Origin of the sequence: Dyadobacter sp. 32 (assembly GCF_902506755.1) — a bacterium.
Lineage (GTDB): Bacteria > Bacteroidota > Bacteroidia > Cytophagales > Spirosomataceae > Dyadobacter.
The window spans coordinates 3073289-3091246 of the sequence record NZ_LR735258.1 but is presented as its reverse complement, the minus strand read 5'-3'; the positions used below and the strand labels follow the sequence as shown (position 1 = coordinate 3091246).

Annotated in this window: 16 protein-coding genes; 10 read left to right on the top strand and 6 right to left on the bottom strand. The window is 45.0% G+C overall.

The features are described 5' to 3' along the window. Nucleotides 1-13 precede the first annotated feature (13 nt). The 4 genes from DYADSP32_RS12610 (at nt 14) to DYADSP32_RS12595 (ending at nt 4329) form a co-directional block, all read left to right on the top strand. Nucleotides 14-754, top strand: coding sequence for a ThuA domain-containing protein (locus DYADSP32_RS12610; RefSeq protein ID WP_414617721.1), 741 nt, complete (start codon nt 14-16; stop codon nt 752-754). Between the two features lie 149 nt (nt 755-903). After that, nucleotides 904-2022: a Gfo/Idh/MocA family protein gene (locus tag DYADSP32_RS12605; protein ID WP_149242403.1), complete on the top strand. Its 1119-nt coding sequence runs from the start codon at nt 904-906 to the stop codon at nt 2020-2022. 86 nt (nt 2023-2108) lie between these two features. Then, on the top strand, nt 2109-2963 hold the full coding sequence (locus DYADSP32_RS12600; protein ID WP_149242404.1) for a sugar phosphate isomerase/epimerase family protein: 855 nt from the start codon (nt 2109-2111) through the stop codon (nt 2961-2963). Between the two features lie 208 nt (nt 2964-3171). After that, the gene (locus tag DYADSP32_RS12595; RefSeq protein ID WP_149242405.1) at nt 3172-4329 is read left to right on the top strand and encodes a cellulase family glycosylhydrolase; all 1158 of its coding nucleotides are present in this window, start codon (nt 3172-3174) and stop codon (nt 4327-4329) included. Nucleotides 4330-4452: 123 nt separating this feature from the next. Here DYADSP32_RS12595 and DYADSP32_RS12590 read toward each other — a convergent pair whose 3' ends face one another. After that, on the bottom strand, nt 4453-5517 hold the full coding sequence (locus DYADSP32_RS12590; protein WP_149242406.1) for a helix-turn-helix domain-containing protein: 1065 nt from the start codon (nt 5515-5517) through the stop codon (nt 4453-4455). 354 nt (nt 5518-5871) lie between these two features. Here DYADSP32_RS12590 and DYADSP32_RS12585 point away from each other — a divergent pair, with 354 nt between their 5' ends. Continuing rightward, the gene (locus tag DYADSP32_RS12585) at nt 5872-6309 is read left to right on the top strand and encodes a hypothetical protein (RefSeq protein ID WP_149242407.1); all 438 of its coding nucleotides are present in this window, start codon (nt 5872-5874) and stop codon (nt 6307-6309) included. Nucleotides 6310-6424: 115 nt separating this feature from the next. Here DYADSP32_RS12585 and DYADSP32_RS12580 read toward each other — a convergent pair whose 3' ends face one another. The 4 genes from DYADSP32_RS12580 to DYADSP32_RS12565 form a co-directional block, all read right to left on the bottom strand. Next, nucleotides 6425-7024, bottom strand: a complete 600-nt coding sequence (locus tag DYADSP32_RS12580; protein WP_149242408.1) for a hypothetical protein — start codon at nt 7022-7024, stop codon at nt 6425-6427. A gap of 32 nt (nt 7025-7056) precedes the next feature. Continuing rightward, the gene (locus DYADSP32_RS12575; RefSeq protein ID WP_149242409.1) at nt 7057-7578 is read right to left on the bottom strand and encodes a hypothetical protein; all 522 of its coding nucleotides are present in this window, start codon (nt 7576-7578) and stop codon (nt 7057-7059) included. A gap of 7 nt (nt 7579-7585) precedes the next feature. Continuing rightward, entirely contained in the window at nt 7586-8425 is an 840-nt protein-coding gene (locus DYADSP32_RS12570) for a hypothetical protein (protein ID WP_149242410.1), read from the bottom strand. 191 nt (nt 8426-8616) lie between these two features. After that, complete coding sequence (locus tag DYADSP32_RS12565) at nt 8617-9024, bottom strand: lipocalin family protein (RefSeq protein ID WP_149242411.1); 408 nt, start codon at nt 9022-9024, stop codon at nt 8617-8619. Nucleotides 9025-9160: 136 nt separating this feature from the next. On the opposite strand from DYADSP32_RS12565, the gene DYADSP32_RS12560 reads away from it, so the two are divergent. Together DYADSP32_RS12560 and DYADSP32_RS12555 are read left to right on the top strand one after the other, a co-directional pair. Continuing rightward, on the top strand, nt 9161-9871 hold the full coding sequence (locus DYADSP32_RS12560) for a LytR/AlgR family response regulator transcription factor (RefSeq protein ID WP_149242412.1): 711 nt from the start codon (nt 9161-9163) through the stop codon (nt 9869-9871). 7 nt (nt 9872-9878) lie between these two features. Continuing rightward, nucleotides 9879-11906: a sensor histidine kinase gene (locus DYADSP32_RS12555; protein ID WP_149242413.1), complete on the top strand. Its 2028-nt coding sequence runs from the start codon at nt 9879-9881 to the stop codon at nt 11904-11906. Nucleotides 11907-12109: 203 nt separating this feature from the next. On the opposite strand, the gene DYADSP32_RS12550 is transcribed toward DYADSP32_RS12555, so the two are convergent. Beyond that, nucleotides 12110-12397: a DUF433 domain-containing protein gene (locus tag DYADSP32_RS12550; protein WP_414617720.1), complete on the bottom strand. Its 288-nt coding sequence runs from the start codon at nt 12395-12397 to the stop codon at nt 12110-12112. An 89-nt stretch (nt 12398-12486) separates the two neighbouring features. On the opposite strand from DYADSP32_RS12550, the gene DYADSP32_RS12545 reads away from it, so the two are divergent. From DYADSP32_RS12545 to DYADSP32_RS12535, 3 genes are all read left to right on the top strand, one after another. Continuing rightward, nucleotides 12487-13095, top strand: a complete 609-nt coding sequence (locus DYADSP32_RS12545; protein ID WP_149242414.1) for a sigma-70 family RNA polymerase sigma factor — start codon at nt 12487-12489, stop codon at nt 13093-13095. 115 nt (nt 13096-13210) lie between these two features. Continuing rightward, the gene (locus DYADSP32_RS12540; protein ID WP_414617719.1) at nt 13211-14341 is read left to right on the top strand and encodes a FecR family protein; all 1131 of its coding nucleotides are present in this window, start codon (nt 13211-13213) and stop codon (nt 14339-14341) included. Between the two features lie 295 nt (nt 14342-14636). Continuing rightward, entirely contained in the window at nt 14637-17954 is a 3318-nt protein-coding gene (locus DYADSP32_RS12535) for a TonB-dependent receptor (RefSeq protein WP_414617718.1), read from the top strand. Nucleotides 17955-17958 lie beyond the last annotated feature (4 nt).

The following is a 17958-nucleotide window of genomic DNA, read 5'->3' as shown; positions in this document are numbered from 1 at the left end:
ACTACCCAATTTAATGATCAATTCAGTTCTAAAAGTTTGCCTGCTCGTTTTGATGTTTACAGGCTTTTGTATAGCCAAAACGCAGGGCGCATCAGTGCTTCCGGGTAAGAAAAAAGCCATTAAGGTGCTTCTGGTAGGTGGCGGCGAATCGCACGATTTTGACAAATGGTATAAACAGGAAGATGTTGCCACGCTGCAAAAGGATGGTTTTGCGGCAGTAGAGTACACGAGCGATCCCACTACCATTCTATCGCGGTTAGCGGAGATAGATGTGCTTTATCTTGCCAATAATCAACCGATTAAAGATGAAGCTACCCGGAAGGCCATTTTTGCTTTTGCCGACGCTGGCAAGGGCTTGGTACTCGCGCATCCTGCGCTTTGGTATAATTGGAAAGACTGGGCGGAGTACAATCAGAAACTTGTGGGCGGGGGCTCCAGGGGTCACAACAAATACGGACCTTTTGATGTAACGGTGGTAAACAAAAAACATCCGGTAATGAAAGGCGTGCCGGCTACCTTCAATTTAAAGGATGAGCTATATTATCTGAAAACCGACCCCGCCGGTACCCCAATTGAAGTACTGGCAACGGCGAAGGCCAAGGAGGCGGCAGATGTATTTCCAAGCATCATCATTATCAAATATCCCAAAACCCGGATCGTGGGTATTGCCTTGGGACATGACGGCGAATCACATACGATTGAACCTTATAAAACGATACTTCGGAATGCGGTAAAGTGGGCAGCAGGGAGGTGAGGGGTTGTAATTAAGAATTGAGAATTAAGAATTAAGCGGGGTTGGCAACGGCAACCAAGGTCTAGCCCTGAAAGGGCACAATCCCTTTGCCCAGGGCAACGCCCTGGCATAATTAGTTAAAAAATTATAATCATTAAAAACATAAAAATATGAGTCAGAAGCAAATCACAGTAGTAATTGTAGGTATGGGTTTTGGTAAAGAATTTATCCCCATCTATCAAAGTCATCCTAATATCAAAGCCGTGGGAATCTGTACACGCAGCAAGGAAACCCGTGATGAACTGACTGCCAAATTCAATCTTGACCCAAATTTAGTATTTGAGCATTTTGATGATGTGCCACTGAGGGATGATGTAGATGCCATACATGTGGTAACCCCAGTTCCGGAGCACGCCAAAATGACCCTTGCCTCCCTGAATGCCGGGAAGCATACGGCATGTACGATTCCGATGGCCATGACGAAGGAAGATTGTATTGCCATCGTGGAAGCCAAACGCCGGGCTAAAAAAGTGTATATGATGATGGAAACAGCCCTCTATACACGTGAGTTTTTATACGGCCTTGAACTTGCTGAAAGTGGGCAGTTGGGTAGAATACAGTTTGTACGTGGTTCACATATTCAGGATATGAGCATGGAAGGATGGGGGGAATACTGGAAGGGTTATCCACCGATGCTGAACGGGACCCATGCGATATCTCCGCTTTTGAAAATCAACAATACCATTGCCGAAACGGTTGTTTGCCATGGGTCTGGCCGGCTTTCGGAGGATCTGGCAAGTCGATATGGTTCGCCATTTGCGGTAGAAACAGCCACTTTTACGTTGAAAGATTCGGATGTGGTCGCAGAAGCCACCCGTTCGCTGTTTGACGTGGTGCGTCAGTATCGTGAGAGTTACGATGTGTATGGAACAAAGATGTCGTTTGAGTGGGAACAATTACAGGACGAAGAGCACATCATCTTTGACGGAGGCGAAAATGCCAGACGTATTGCCATTCCCGATACAGATCAGTTGCTGATCGAACCCATCAAACATTTTACCAGAAGAGAAAAAATAGACGATCCCAACCATGTATCCTTCCTGCAGGGAGCAGGCCACGGTGGCTCTCACCCACATTTGGTTCAGGAGTTTGTGGCAGCAATTGTAGAAGGGAGGGATTCGGCAGTAGATGCTGCGTTGGCTGCAAATTACACCTGTGCCGGAATTTGCGCGCACGAATCAGCCATGAACGGCGGTATTCGGGTGAACGTACCCAGCTTCGCAGAATAAGCTTTTTGCCCGATTTTAAACAGAAGAGCCTAAATTCTCATAAGCCATGGGCACCGCCTGTGGCTACATTTCAAAACAGATCAATAATGTTATTCGGAGCAAGCACATTTATCTGGGTCTCACCTTTTTCCACGGAGAATGTCGATCTTTTGACCAAAGTGAAAAACATGGGCTATGACATCATAGAAATAGCCGTCGAGGATACTAAGCTTATCGATTGGACATTTATCAAAGAGGTTGCCAGGGATCTTGCCCTGAAAATAACCATCAGTGGCGCCTTCGGGCCGGAACGAGATATTTCCAGCACCAACCCTGCCTATCGCAAGTTGGGAAAGGAATACATCATAGACTGTATCAAAATTGCAGAGGACGTTGAAAGCCCCATTTTTGGCGGTCCTTTATATTCTGCCGTTGGTAAAACGCGGCTGGTTTCCAATGAACAGAAAATGCAGGAAAGAGACTGGTGTGTTGAAACGCTGGTTGAAGTTGGGAGAATCGCGGCGGATAGCGGTGTGGTACTGGGCCTTGAACCCTTGAATCGATTTGAGACCGATATGGTCAACACGGTGGATCAGGCACTTTCTATTGTCCGGGAGGTCGGCAGCCCTAGCTTAAAAATCGTTTTGGATACATTTCACGCCAATATTGAAGAAAAGGATATCCCGGCGTCCGTAAGGAAAATAGGTAAAGAGTTGCTCTGTCATGTACAGGGTAATGAAAGCGACCGCGGCACGCCGGGCACCGGGCATTTGGAATGGGAAGGAATACGTGATGCATTGGTTGAAATAGGGTACAATGGTGCCGTGGTTATCGAAACATTTGGCCAGCCCTCCAAGGAACTGGCCAAGGCGGCTTGCATCTGGCGACCACTTGCAAATAGTGCAGATGAGCTTGCCAGTGAAGGACTTGCATTTTACAAGCAGCTTTTTGCCCGAAATTAGCCTGGTTCATTCGGAATTAAAAACTAAGGTTCAGATTCTGAATGTTTTATACTTGCCAGGGTGATGGGTTCGCTTATTTGCAAGGTTTTACATAGAAACGGATGTTAGGTGCAATGCTCGCGAATAGTTCTAAGCGAAGGTTTAATGGAGCAAGAGGGCATTGCTTCTTTTGGTAAAATAAACTTAGTAACCAATAAATCTAGAAACAATGAAATTTTTAAAACTGACGATCTGGGCATTGCTGGTCAGCCTTTCATTTCAGAACTGTACCAAAAAAGAGGATAAAGGTGAGGACTCAGCCGATGGACAAGCTTCCGGTCGGGAAATATGGACACGAGCAGAGGCGAGAACCTGGTATACCAAGCAAGGCTGGCTGGTGGGGGCCGACTTCCTGCCCAGTACGGCCATTAATCAGCTTGAGATGTTTCAGGAAGCGTCTTTTGATACGGCTACCATCAACAAGGAGCTGGGCTGGGCCCAGAACATTGGTATGAATACCATGCGGGTGTATTTGCATGATCTGTTGTATGAGCAGGATTCCGCCGGTTTTTTCCAAAGGCTCGACGTGTTTCTGGATATTTCAGCGAAACACAAAATTAAACCTGTGCTGGTACTTTTCGATTCCTGCTGGGATCCATTTCCGAAACTGGGCAAGCAGCGCGAGCCGCAGCAAGGTCTGCACAATTCGGGCTGGGTGCAAAGTCCGGGTTATGTAGCATTGAAAGACAGCACACAATATCCGCGGCTTGCGAGGTATGTGGCCGGAACGGTGGCCAGGTTTGCCCATGATGACCGGGTATTGGCCTGGGATATCTGGAATGAGCCCGACAATACCAATAACAGTTCTTATGGCAAGGTGGAGCTTCCATTTAAGGTGGACTACGTGTTGCCGCTGATGACCAACGCATTTGCCTGGGCAAGAGGGGCCAATCCTTCACAGCCTTTGACCGCTGGTGTATGGGCGGGCGACTGGACTACCCATGAAACTTTGAAACCGATCGAAAAAGTCAGTATAGACCAGTCGGATATTATTTCGTTCCACAACTATGACGGCGCGGACAAATTCGAAAAATGCATCAAACAATTGCAGCAATATGACCGCCCTATAATTTGTACGGAATACATGTCACGTGGGAATGGAAGTTTTTTTGAAACCTCACTGCCTATCGCCAAAAAGTATAACGTGGGTGCTATCAACTGGGGATTGGTGGATGGCAAATCTCAAACGATTTACCCGTGGGATAGCTGGAAGAAACCTTATGCAAAGGAGCCGGAACTGTGGTTCCACGATATTTTCAGAAAAGACGGAACGCCTTACAAGCAATCAGAAGTTGATCTGATTAAAAATCTGACGGCATCTAAATAGCCAGTCAGGTACTTGGAATAATGAGTCCATCGGCATGCTTGGCGTTGCGGGTGGACTTTTTGTGATCAGCCATTTCCGATGGTTGGTGTGTTGGTTGTGGGAGCTTTGATCCGACTTTACCATTCAAACGTACAGGAAACGTTCCGTAAATTCTGTTGCCAGTTCGATGAAATAATCCGAGAATGGGCAAAACCGTATCAGAGCAATCCTCACTTTGTTTGGCAGATATCCAAAATGTTTTTTGAAAGCAGCAGTGAAATGTGTGGCATGTTTGTAGCCCATACGGTTGGCTATTTCAGATATTTTACTTCCTTCCTGGCACAGCAGGTCCTTCGCCTGCTGCATTCTGAAATCGTTCAGATAGCCGAAAACGGTTGTGCCAAAAATAACCTTGAAATGCTTTTTAAGGTTAAATTCGTTGGTTCCAACCTGATGTGCCAGATCCTTCAATGATAAGGGCTGTTCCAGATTTTTGATCAGTATTTCTCTGGCCTGGAACATTTTATCCGCATCTTCCTTTTTCAGGGTAACACCATTTTTTGCCTCCAACTGCTCATACTGTTCAAGCTGTTGTGCCAGCAATTCGATCACTTTGGCTTTCACGAACAGACATTTGTGATAACCAGAATAGTTGCAGTGCAATAACTCATGCAGGGTGGTGATCATTTCGGGCGTGAGCGGGAGGTTTTTGTTACTTAAAAATGCCGGAACATTTTCCCGGATCCCTTTTTCGAGCCGACCGGATAAGGGGTGTGTTTCCGGCAGATGGTTGAAGAAAAATTCAGTCGTAAGGTTGATCGTAAATGCCTCGGTGTCCTGCTCTGGTTGCCAGTAAACCAGTATGTTACGTTCAGGGAGTAGTAACAAATTGTGCTGGTGCGCTCTCAGTTTAAGGAATGGCTTTGCGTGGGACTCCGGGAAATACGAAACCGTATTCTGCAAGCTGAAATTCATTTGAACATGAGACGCAGAGCTCCTGACCAGGATTCTCTTATCCATGGTGGCCCTGAATTTTCCATGCCAGATGTGAACACCATCCATTAACCACTCCTGCCCGGTTCCTCTAATGAGGTCGTCATCGTAAACAGTATGTTTCTCGATGATCTGATCTTTTTCTATCTCATCAAAATCAGGGTACTGGCCTATTTCCGGGTCACCGTTTTTTTTTCTTTCGGGCTCTATTATCATTTGATTTGATAATCCATGTTAATTGTTTGCGCCGCCTTGCTTACCATTATTGATTGCAACTCGTAGAATGAGATCTATTTAGACTACTTACAAACAATTTTACACAAAAACTTTGGTAAAACAATAGGTGCGCGGTAAGGTTTCTCGGGCAGTCGGGGTATCTGGTTACACTTAGGTGATTATTTTTTCGCCTCCACTTGCCATTTTCTGAATTTTCCATTAGTATTGATACTTTATTGATCATTTTTTTGATACTTAAAATATCATATGTGCCAAGGTGATTGAAGATGAAGTGATTAACGTCGCAGATTCAATGGTAGATGATTACGAACCGAAACAGACCGCATACGCAAGATGGAACTTCCGAAAATTACGACTTCTGAGAAAAATATTATGGTGCCCGTGAGCCGACACGACATCGACGGCAATAAACGAAAATTGGCAGATGTATCTTTTCAGCTTCATTTTTTATGCGACATACCCATACTTACTTTTCACTTCCGAAAGGCCTGGGATGTGGAGGTGATACCCGTTAACTTTCTCATGGCTTCCTCATGGCCCGAGGCCCGGAACCTTGTGATCAATCTTCACCTTTGCGGCCCCGACTCGTCCGTTTCGATCAAACAAATCGTGCTCAATGCGGATGACACGGCATCCATTTTAGAGGCGAAAGCAGAGCAAAAGAAAATGACTCCACGACAAATTGACGCGATCATCGACCTGATATACTCTGATTATTTCGGATTTACAGAGCTTAGGGAAATGTCAAAAAAGACAGGCGGAGAGCGGTGAACCGATTTGCTGAGAATGAAATTTAGCCGCATCCCTGCCCCACCACTTTCCTTCGGACACTGGTTTAGGTTTCACAGTATTAATGTGCGGTTGCTGTTAAGCGCTTTGTCTCTTACTATGGCAATTGCCTTGTTAGCGTTGTGGTGACTTTCTTCTCAAACCTTGGATCTTCACTGCTCCAGTGGCTGGAACCATCCGCACGTAGGAAGCTGAAATTAAATGTGATCGTGAGTTGGTCATCCTGCCAGGTTCCATTTTTTGCGCCCAGCAATGCAAAATTAGGCAATACCCTGTTTTTTTCGTTTTCCGACTGAAAACTGAATTGTAGTTTATGGCAATCGTCCTTGTTTACTGCTCCTTGAATGACGTATTTCTCGGTTCCGAGTTTACTGGTCACTGTGGCTACACCATGAAACTTGTTTTTGTTGCGACTGGAATAGCTGGCGCGTTTCCACGTTTTTCCTGCTTTTGTAGCTCTTTCTGCCTCGGTTAGTGGTTTGTTAATTTCGAGTTTAATGGTTTTCTGAATCTGATCAGGATCCTTAAATGCCCCTGTCCATTTCCCCACAAGCAGTTTGGCATTTTCGTTTCGGCTGTAAGCCCAGGGACTGTTGCGGTAATCCCGCCACAGGCTGTAATAATATTTGCATTCGTACACCCCCCAGCTGACTGCGATGACGAGAACTAATAAAATGAGCCATTTTGAAGCCTTCATTGGGAATTAAGAAACGTTTTTACTTTAAATGATCACTGTTTGGAATAGAAATATCTGTTGTATGCTGCCTGGTATGGATACGATTCGTAAGCCTTTGTAAGCAGATCGATCTGGTCCTTTCCGTTGACATTAAAGGTAATAATTCTGAATAAAATAGAGCCGTCGGGTTCCAGAAATTCTGTTGCAGCATCGTCTTCGGTACCGTCCATCCAAATGGCCAGGGTTCCTGCTGTGATAAATTTATCTTCAACCTGTTCTACGTTCAGCTTCCATTTTCCCTTCGCGTCGGGAATAGTGCCGGTTAAATCATGACTTACAAATGAGCCATCTGCAAAAAACTCAATGGCAACGGTTTCAGGTTTTGCTGTCACAATCACCTTAAATTCTTCCGTCGTGGATTTTCTGCCCTTAGTTTCTCCATACCTCAGCTTCCAATAGCCTATCAGTGAAGTGTACTCCTCTTTTTGGGGATCAATATCTTTATCACTACATCCTGCACCCATGTTTGCAAAAACGATAGTGAAAAGTATCAGATAAGCAAATAGCTTTTTCATGTTCATTTTATTTACCTGCGTTATAAATACTCATTAAAAATCCTTTGCTGATACGTGCTGCCGCTTTTTCGCAAAGATGCCCCTGTCCTTCCGCAGCGTCTACCCCCTGGTTTTTGCTGGAACAAGCTGCCGTGGACCGGTTTTCGTCACAAATCCTGAGCACATTGCCCAGCTTACAGGCACCATTGTTGGATTCGATTTCTTCCAGTTCGTAGATCACATCTCTGTCTTTGAATGTGTCCTTCATCCACTGCGCCACATTCACTTTGGCGGCATTGCCGTCGTCCTTGCTGGTGATGTAAACGAGTGGTGGTGTAATGTGCACAAAACGGATGCCGCTAACCTGTGTACGCAGCTCGTCGATCAGCTGCTTGTAGGCGACTTTTACATGCTCCTTGTTGGTATCGTTGATGTCTGCATAGCCGAATTTGAAAATGGCAATCTTTACGTTTGCTTTGTGTGCGAGTACATTTTTTTTGAACTCTGCCATTTTACCCATAGGATCGCCATTGGAGGCACTGAATACATTTCCACTCGGGCCTTTTGGAGCTGTTGAAAGATCGAAATATTCGAATTTGAATCCATTTGCTTCGGCGCCGTCTTCCAGGTCGCCACCAACAGACTGGTGCATGAAGATGACGTTCCAACCTTTGATTTTATTTTTTTCAGTCAAAGCAAGTTTGTCCCAGGCGTCAATGCCCGATATGCCCACGATTCCCGGCTGGCCTTTGCCAGGGGCGGATTGTTCTCCGTTGGGTGCTGGATCTGCGTCTACCGAATTATCTGGGTCGGATTTGGAGCAGGCAATAGCTCCCGCTACTAGTGTGAGAAAGAGTAGTTTTTTCATAATGCTTGTTATTTTTAGTGAACCAAAGCTATCACCACGCACGGGTTGCCGCAATCGGGAATAGACGAACGACATTTTAAATAGACGGAGGTAAGGAGGGTAAAGGTTTACCTCTGACAGAGCGATGCCCAACCGGGCAAAAGCCTTGGATGCGTCGGGTGACCATGGTTAAATCAATTGTCAGCAATCATTCAAAGCTTCTGGTACGTAATCACATCTCCATACTCACTCTTCCAGATCATTTTGTTTCCTGAAAAAGTGACTGTGTACGTGTTTCCTATTCCTTCTTTCCCGCCGATGAATAGTTTTGTGCCGTCCAGTTTCCACAAAGTTTTTGAGTAAAGTCTTTCCTGAATCGCTGTATATTGCTCATCGCAACCCGAATCAGATGCGTCTAGGCGGTAGTTGCCATCTGTGGTAATACGATAAACGATTTTGGATGCGCAAGGGCGCTGACTAAGCAAGGCAGCATGTGCGTCAAATGTCTTGCCATCATAGGTAGCCATGTGTGATACCATTTTCCAGTTACCCACCGGAGATTGTCCGTACGTACTGTTTAAGCAGGATAGTATCAGCAATAGAAAAGAGAGATTGTTCATGTTTTAATGATTTGTTAGTGACAGCACAAAAATAGTTTGTGCAAAGCCCGCTCATAGGACCTAATCGCTCAACAGTATTTTAAATAGATGAACAACCGGTTTTACGTATATTTAACCCGAAAAACTACTCTGAAACATGGCGCCGACTCCATTATCCTGCATGATCATTGACGATGACGAGGTTGACCGTCTGACCACGCTGGCTTTCGTGAAAAAATGTTCTTTTCTGAATGTCGCGGGTGTGTTTTCGTCTGCCACCGAGGCATTGTCGATAGCGGAAATGATTCAGGTGGACGTATTGCTGAGTGATATAGATATGCCCGACCTGAACGGGTTGGAGTTCAGGAGCAGGTTGATGAGCATCCCTGTTTGTATTTTTATATCGGCCTATCCCGATTACGCTGCGGAAAGTTTTGAAATGGAAGCATTTGATTTTATGGTTAAGCCATTAAAAAAGGAGCGTTTCGATCACTGTATGACCCGGGTGCAAAATTATTTTGAACTTAAAAGAAAGGCCCAGCTCTTCGAATACAGCCTCGGAAGCATTAATACCGTTTTTATCAAAGACGGGCATGAGCAGATCAAGCTCAATCTGCACGACATCATATATCTCGAAGCATTGAAAGATTATACGCGCATCGTTACCACAGGAAAAAAGTATTCCGTACTGTCTTCAATCGGGAATCTGTTGGCAGAAACTGCTTTTCAATCCTTTTTGAGAATTCACAGGAGCTATGCCGTACAGCGCCATTACATCGAACGGATCACGTCCCAGGAGGTTTTTTTGTGCAATTTTACACTGCCTGTGGGCCGCAGTTACAAGGACGTGCTGACCCGTCTGAAATAAATGATTTATGAAAATCCGGCTGGTCGTTATTCTCATCTTTTTAGTCGTTGTGAATTGCTTTGGTCAAAAGCAGGGGAAGGCCCTTGTAGATTCCCTGTTGAATGAGATTCCCAGTATCAGCAACGACTCGATCAGGGTGCGGGTTTTCAAACGAATTTCAGATGAGTACTTTTTTATCGACGTTGATAAGGCGCTGGTTTATAGTCAAAACGGCTTGGAACTGGCAACGGCGATTAAATGGCAACGCGCCATGGGAGCCTTCAGCTTAAATATGGGCAGGGCATACGCGGATAAGGGACACTACGATTCCTGTATGTTTTTTTATAAAAAGGCCTATAAAATCCACAAGGCTGCAGGTGATAAGGTAAATCTGGCTTCGGTGTTGAATAACATTGGAGCCGCCGAACAAAACCTGAAATCCAATTATACGAAGGCAGCGGCATACTATTTCGATGCACTGAAAATAGCAGAAGCACTCAAAGACGATAACCTGATCGCGTTATGTTACGATAATATTTCACATATCTATTTCGCTCAATCCAATTTTCCAAAAGCGCTTGATTTCGGATTCAAGAGCCTCGGATTACGTAAACAGAATCGGGGTGATCCATCGGTCAATTCTCTGAGAGATATTGGAAACGCACTGGGCCATATTGCATCAGTCTATACAGAAATGAAAGAGGTAGACCAGGCGAAAATCTTTTACGATCAGGCCATTCCATTACTGGAAAAATCCGGTGACATCGAGGGGCTGGCAAAGGCTTATTCCAACCTTTCTATTTTGGCGGGAGAAGATTTTACCACCAAACTTTACTTTGGTTTCAGAGCGGAAAAGTTGTGGAATGAAGTAAATCCAAGGCATCTGCTGGCTGTTCATAACCTTGGGAATCTTGGTATTGCGTTTCAGGAGGCATCCTTGCAAAAATCTAATCCTCCAAAAGGTTATTCCCATTCACAACTTATAGCGTTTGCGAGGATCTATCTTACAAAAGCGATCAGGCTTGGAGAGCAGACAGGTGAGGTGAGTTCCAGGGCACATTTTACAGGAGCACTAGCTGAAATACAAGCGGAAACGGGCGATTATAAAAGTGCTTATATCAATTTCCGGGCCTATCAGAAGGTACAGGATTCTCTTTATTCGCAGGAGAATAAAAACAGGATTGCAGGACTGGTGGGTAAACGTGAAATAGAGCTTCGTGACAAGCAGATACAGATCAACAAGCTCGAACTGGAAAATCAGCGTAAACAGCGAATGGGTCTTATTGCGGGCCTTTTGATGATTGCGGCCATCGGTGGATTGCTTTACTGGCAAAACGTTGCCCGAAAGCGGGCTAATCAGCAACTATTACAGGTGAACGCCGAGCTGGATCAGGCCAACAAGGTAAAGGCGCGATTTTTCGCTATTTTGAGCCATGACCTGCGAAGTCCGGTTGCCAATCTGGTCAACTTCCTGCACCTTCAGAAGGAAGAGCCCGACCTGCTTGCGCCTGAAATCGCTGAAAAGCATCAGAAACGTATTACAGAATCAGCTGAGATGTTGCTGGAAAATATGGAATCTATGTTGCTATGGAGTAAGGGGCAGATGGATAATTTTACACCACAGTCCAGATCCGTAGCGGTAGCGGATTTGTTTGATTACATAGAAAAGTTTTTTACAGGTGTTCCCCATGTGACTTTTAGTTTTTCGAATGCCCATGCGCTCCATGTTTTGACGGATGAAGATTATCTGAAAATCATCATGCAAAATCTTACCAATAATGCAGTAAAGGCTCTTAAACATGTGCCAGCTGCAAGCATCCGATGGGAAGCGAGGTGTGAAAAAGATCGTATCGTACTGGTCATTACCGACAATGGTCCGGGAGCATCTGCTCAGCAACTGAATGCCTTATATGATGATAGCGCGGCCATTGGTATCAAGACGGGCCTGGGGCTGCATCTGATCCGTGATCTTGCCAAATCGATTGCCTGCGAGATATCGGTCAGGTCGAATACCGAAAAGGGAATGGAGTTCAGGCTGATATTTCCGGCTGGCTGAAAAGTGGCTTTTATTGAAACAATGGTGAATTGGCGCTGGAAAGAGGGTGTGGATTGTTGAGGGGTAGTATCATCAACCTGTTGTAGACGGGTTTGTAATCCGCCGAACACCTTACCTATAATGAAAAAAACCGGTTTTAGAGGTTTTAAGTGGCTAATTGTTATAAGATCTAATCTATTCCTTCGACAGAGTCTTTGTAAAAATTATGCGGCAAAAGGTATAGGGCGGATTGTATGGCTATGATTCATTATTTCAAGTGTAAATTGAACACATGCCTCCAGATCGGCGGTTTCGAGCATCGGATAATTATCCAAAATTACTTCCCAGGATTCACCCGTCAGAATAAATTCAATCACAGTGGCTACCGTAATGCCCATATGTCGGATACATGGACGTCCATTGCATATTTTTTCGTCAATTGTAATTCGAGAGAGCTCCATAACCGGCTGTTGTGGTTTTCCGTTGCGCGAGTTTTCCTGTATTTTAAACATCGGTATTCGGAATTATGGTATCAAATTGCACCTTCTATGGTATTATTTAGATAATTTTGTCTTTAGTTGCTAAAAAGACCCCCGAACTCATGAATCTCCGGGACCATTCAAAAGACTTTACGGATGTAAATGCGCTCTGGCGCCGGTTTCTTGCCGGCGACACTGAGGCTTTTGATGTGCTCATGACTTCACACTTTCGGTCGCTTTTTCAATACGGAAGTAAATTCTCCAAGGATAAGGAGTTTGTTAAAGATTGTATTCAGGACCTTTTTCTGATACTTTGGGAAAAGCGGGGAAATCTTAATGGAGATGCCCAGGTTAGGCCGTACATGATGGCTTCCCTTCGCAGGCTGATGCACCGAAGCATTACCTCAAAAGGCTGGGTAGGCGACGAATCGCTGGAAGAGTCGGATGGGACTTTCGAAATTGAGTTTTCGGTAGAGCAAACCTATATCGAAAACGAAACATCGTTGGTTCGCTCCGAACAGTTAAAACAATTGCTGGATGAATTGCCCAGGCGACAAAAGGAAGTCATCTATTTGAGGTATTTTCAGGAAATGGACCGCAACCAGATTTCCGAAGTCATGGACATCACGCCGCAAACCGTTTCAAATTTGCTTCAGATTGCTATCAAGCAGATGAAAAAGCACTGGAAAGTGCTAATTTCCACACTCTTAATGATCCAGTGGCTATTGTAGGCCGTAGTCGTTAACTTCCCTGAAAAGAGCGGATTATATTTTTTTTAGAAATAAATCAATATTAATTGGTATCCGGCTCATGTTTTGGTCTATCCTATCATAGACGCACAAATTTATGATGGATAAATACAATCATTTTGCCGTGGAAGATCTGGTCTGGGATGGTTATTTCAGACAGTGGGTACTTTCCCCAACACGGGAAACGGATGCTGCATGGACTGCCTGGTTGAAGCAAAGTACTGTTTTTAATGAAAAGGCCTGCCAGGCGAGGGAAATTGTACTTTCATTGAAAGTCCTGGAAAATCAGATTTCGGATGAAGAAATCGACAAGTCGGTTAAGCAAACGATAGCAAGACTCAATCAGCCACTTCCAGCGCACATTTCAGATATTGATACACCAGTCATACCTTTTTTTAGAACCGTTTGGTTCAGGGTGGCTGCCTCCGTATCTATCCTGATTTTGGCGGGGATATTTTCGAGATCCTATTTCTCTACCGTCTCAACACAGCGCACTGCGGTAGCAACCGAAGTATTTCCCCAACCCCAAAGCAGTTTTATTAAAAAAATCAATGAAACCCAGACTCCTATGCGGGTAGAGCTTGCCGACAAAAGTACGGTAACGCTTACTCCTGGTAGTTACATCCAATATGAGAAGCACTTTAAGGGTGACACCCGGGAGGTATTTCTGGTAGGAGAGGCGTTTTTCGACGTTTCCGAAAATCCGGGTCGACCATTTTTTGTCTATGCCAATGAGTTGGTAACGAAAGTGTTAGGGACAAGTTTTACGGTCAGGGCGCTGGCTTCGTCGAGGGAGGTCACGGTAGAAGTAAAATCGGGGCGGGTGTCTGTGTTTTCAAAATCAGACCCCAATGCAGTTCAGAAAGTCGGAAATAATCGTCTGGAAGGTCTGGTGCTTTCTCCTAACCAGAAAATGATATTCAAACGGGATGAGGTACGTATGGTGAAGACACTCGTTGAAAAGCCTGAAATCATTTTACCGAAAGATCAGATCCCTCATTTCTCCTTTGAAGATACACCCGTGAGTGAAGTTTTTGGGGCCATTGAGATTGCCTACGGCGTTGACATTTTATATGATGCCGAACTATTGAAAGACTGCCCGTTAACCGCCACACTGGATAATCAGCCTCTCAACGAAAAGCTTATGATCATCTGCAAAGCAGTAGAAGCGACCTACGAAGTGCTCGATGGACAGATCGTGATCCATAGCGAAGGGTGCAGGAATTAATTAAGAATTAACCGGGGTCGCGGTCGACAATTAAGAATTAACCGGGGTCGCGGGCGACAATCAATACCGGGTTGCTTGCTCAGTAATACGATAATGTAACAACTTAATAATTTAATACTAACCAAACCAAGTCAATCTATCGAGAAACAATAGTTACCTAAAAGAAAGAGCCGGCGATGTTCCCGCATCACCGGCTCCGTAATCGCCCCACAAGATTGTCATCAGTTGCTCCTCCATACGGAGGCAGGGGTTCGTTTTGCAAAATTTTTTAAAACTTAACAAAACAGTCAAATCTATGAAAAAACGACTACAATACCAGCAGGTATTACAATGGACGATGCGTATAACAGCCACCCAACTCATTTTTGCGCTTTGCTTCATTGGCTCCGGCTATGCGCATGACAGCAATGCACAGTCTCTACTCGGACAGAAAATCTCTATCATGGCCAATGGAAGTGAGGTGAAAAAAATCCTCAATCAGGTAGAAAAACAAGCCGATGTAAGATTTGTGTTTAGTTCGAAATTGATAAAATCGGGCAGAAGAATCAATGTTTCGGCAAAGGACAAGCCTTTGGTTGAAGTACTGGATGCGATTCTGACACCCCTCGGACTGGACTATGAAGTTTCGGGAAAGATCATCATTTTGAGACGACAGGGGAAAGCGGAGGAAATCGTTCCTTCGATTGAGGCCCCCAAAAGGAACGTTTCTGGGAAGGTACTTGACGAGTCGGGCCAAGGCCTGCCTGGGGTGAGTATCGTACTGCGGGGAACGCAAATAGGTACCACCACATCCGGTAAGGGTGATTTTCAGCTGGAACTTCCGGACGCGTCTGTGGCTAACGCCGTGCTCGTATTTAGCTTTGTTGGCTATAAATCTCAGGAGATTGTATTGGGAGGCCAAACCGTGCTCATGGTGAACATGGCTCTTGAAGACAAGTCCCTGCAGGAAATAGTGGTGATCGGGTACGGGCAGGTGAAAAAGAGTGATCTGACCGGATCGGTTGCCTCCATAAAAGCGGCGGACATCAATGCTTATCCAGCTACCAACCTCATCCAATCGCTCGCGGGACGTGCTGCGGGTGTTTATGTTTCTCAAAATACCGGAGCGCCCGGAAGTCCGATCAGCGTACGGATCCGGGGTACAAATTCCATTCAGGGGAGCAATGAGCCACTTTACGTGGTCGATGGTTTCCCATACTCGGGCAATCCAACCCTGCTCAATAATGCCGATATTGAATCCATTGAGGTACTGAAAGATGCTTCTGCCACCGCTATTTATGGTTCTAGGGGAGCGAATGGCGTGGTGCTTATCACCACCAAACGTGGAAAAGCCGGGAAAGTAAATGTGGATTATGATGGCTATTATGGCGTTCAGACTGTTCGTAAGAAAATCGAGCTGATGGATGCTACCGAATATGCCAATTTTTACAATGAGCAGGCTGCTAATGACGGATTAGCCCCCCATTTCACCGCCGATCAGATCAAAGGTTTTGGAAAAGGAACCGATTGGCAGGATCTGGTTTTCCAGAAGGCTCCGGTTCAAAATCATTCGCTAACCGTTAGCGGTGGTAGTGATAAAACACGATTTGCCGTTTCTGCCAGCAATTTTAGTCAGGACGGAATTGTAATCGGAAGTGATTATGTACGTAATGCAATAAGACTTAATTTGAGTTCAGACATTGGGAAAAAGTTCAAATTCGATTTGAGTTCTATCCTAAGCCGCATCGATTCTGACAGAAAGAACTCGGAAAGAGGCAACCGGGGAGGTTCGCTCATGTCTGCGATGTTGTCGGGGTATCCTACTATTGCTCCTACCTTGCCTGATGGAAGTTATTCACGTCTCGCCGAAGCCTACTCATGGGGGTCCAACGTGATCACCAATCCATTGAATTACATGTATCAGCTTACCGATAAAATTCGCTCGAATAAGATTCTGGCAAATGCGGCCGTAACGTTTGAGCCGATAAAGGGATTGCAGATAAAAACACTGGCGGGTATTGAAAATACGGATGATAGAGAAGATGGTTACACAACCACAAAATTTGTCAATTCCAAAGGTTCGGCAACCATCGGTACAGCACAGATCAGCAACTTTCTGAGCGAAAATACAATCAGTTATCTGAAGGATTTTGACAAACACAGTGTATCAGCTGTGGCAGGGTTTACGTATCAGGATTTTCTGCAAACTACTTTCAGAACCTCTGGCAGCGGATTTATCAGCGACAATCAGGGTACTTATGATATAGGTGCTGCGGCTACCCAGGGTGTGCCTTCTTCCTCCTATTCCAAGTGGTCTTTGTTGTCCTATCTTGCACGTGTAAATTATACCTTCAACAACAGGATTCTGGCGACTGTAAGCTTTCGGGCCGACGGATCATCCCGTTATAGTGAAGGTCAGAAGTGGGGTTATTTCCCATCGGCTGCATTGGCATGGCGATTATCTGAGGAAAACTTTATTAAAGATATTCCCTTTATTTCCGATTTGAAGATCAGGGCAGGCTATGGCGAAACAGGGAATACATCCATCAGCCCTTATTTTACATTAAATCAGCTGGCGTCCGGGCAGGTTGTTTTTGGGGATGCCTTGAATACGTCCTATGCTCCGGGCACCCGGCTTGCCGGCCCGCTTAAATGGGAAACAACGGCTCAGGCAGATATTGGAATTGATTTTGGCATCCTGAATAACAGATTTACATTAACTGCCGATTATTACATCAAAAACACGCGTGATTTGTTGAATAACGTTTCATTGCCATCTTCGCTAGGGTACACTTTTACCATCCAGAATGTGGGTAAAATTCAAAATAAGGGTTTTGAATTTGGTGTAAACGCGGCAGTGCTTGAAGGTGCGTTCAAATGGAACATCGCCTCCAATATCTCTATCAATAAGAATAAGGTTGTGAAGCTGTATAGCGGTAACGATATTTTGGGTGGCGCCGTTGGTGCAGCGGTGAGCGATAATGTGAATATCCTGCGTGAGGGGTACCCATTGGGGTCATTTTACGGTTACGTGGAGAAAGGATATGATGAAAAAGGCCTGATTGCCTATGAAGATTTTAATAACAGCGGTAGCCGTGACGCGGGCGATAAAAGGATCATCGGAAACCCAAATCCCAAATTTACCTATGGCTTCAACTCGTCGATGTCTTTCAAAAACTTTGATCTGAATGTATTTATTCAGGGGTCGGAAGGGAATGATATCTTCAATCTGAGTTCTCAGGGTCAGAATTACGATTTTGGGCAGGCATTGAATATGACCCGTGATATTTATTTGAATCACTGGACGCCTACCAATACCAACGCAAAATATCCTGTTATTAAGACGTCTTCCCAGGCTCAGATGTCCAATCGTTTTGTTGAAGACGGTTCGTATCTGCGCTTTAAAAATATCCAGCTGACCTACAATTTGCCAATTTCCAAATTGCACATCAAGTGGATGACCCGGGCTCAGGTATATATAAGCGGCCAGAACCTGATCACTTTTACCAAATATTCGTGGTATGATCCTGAGGTGAATTCCTACGGAAGTGGAAACTCAATTATTCAGGGCGTGGATCATTATGTGTATCCCGCTGCCAAAACGACAACAGTAGGCGTTAGGGTTGGATTTTGAAATT

Excerpts from the sequence above, each read along its gene's own strand:
- DYADSP32_RS12610 (WP_414617721.1), top strand. The coding sequence starts at position 14 with ATGATCAATTCAGTTCTAAAAGTTTGCCTGCTCGTTTTGATGTTTACA.
- DYADSP32_RS12605 (WP_149242403.1), top strand. The coding sequence starts at position 904 with ATGAGTCAGAAGCAAATCACAGTAGTAATTGTAGGTATGGGTTTTGGT.
- DYADSP32_RS12600 (WP_149242404.1), top strand. The coding sequence starts at position 2,109 with ATGTTATTCGGAGCAAGCACATTTATCTGGGTCTCACCTTTTTCCACG.
- DYADSP32_RS12595 (WP_149242405.1), top strand. The coding sequence starts at position 3,172 with ATGAAATTTTTAAAACTGACGATCTGGGCATTGCTGGTCAGCCTTTCA.
- DYADSP32_RS12590 (WP_149242406.1), bottom strand. The coding sequence starts at position 5,517 with ATGATAATAGAGCCCGAAAGAAAAAAAAACGGTGACCCGGAAATAGGC.
- DYADSP32_RS12585 (WP_149242407.1), top strand. The coding sequence starts at position 5,872 with ATGGAACTTCCGAAAATTACGACTTCTGAGAAAAATATTATGGTGCCC.
- DYADSP32_RS12580 (WP_149242408.1), bottom strand. The coding sequence starts at position 7,024 with ATGAAGGCTTCAAAATGGCTCATTTTATTAGTTCTCGTCATCGCAGTC.
- DYADSP32_RS12575 (WP_149242409.1), bottom strand. The coding sequence starts at position 7,578 with ATGAAAAAGCTATTTGCTTATCTGATACTTTTCACTATCGTTTTTGCA.
- DYADSP32_RS12570 (WP_149242410.1), bottom strand. The coding sequence starts at position 8,425 with ATGAAAAAACTACTCTTTCTCACACTAGTAGCGGGAGCTATTGCCTGC.
- DYADSP32_RS12565 (WP_149242411.1), bottom strand. The coding sequence starts at position 9,024 with ATGAACAATCTCTCTTTTCTATTGCTGATACTATCCTGCTTAAACAGT.
- DYADSP32_RS12560 (WP_149242412.1), top strand. The coding sequence starts at position 9,161 with ATGGCGCCGACTCCATTATCCTGCATGATCATTGACGATGACGAGGTT.
- DYADSP32_RS12555 (WP_149242413.1), top strand. The coding sequence starts at position 9,879 with ATGAAAATCCGGCTGGTCGTTATTCTCATCTTTTTAGTCGTTGTGAAT.
- DYADSP32_RS12550 (WP_414617720.1), bottom strand. The coding sequence starts at position 12,397 with ATGTTTAAAATACAGGAAAACTCGCGCAACGGAAAACCACAACAGCCG.
- DYADSP32_RS12545 (WP_149242414.1), top strand. The coding sequence starts at position 12,487 with ATGAATCTCCGGGACCATTCAAAAGACTTTACGGATGTAAATGCGCTC.
- DYADSP32_RS12540 (WP_414617719.1), top strand. The coding sequence starts at position 13,211 with ATGATGGATAAATACAATCATTTTGCCGTGGAAGATCTGGTCTGGGAT.
- DYADSP32_RS12535 (WP_414617718.1), top strand. The coding sequence starts at position 14,637 with ATGAAAAAACGACTACAATACCAGCAGGTATTACAATGGACGATGCGT.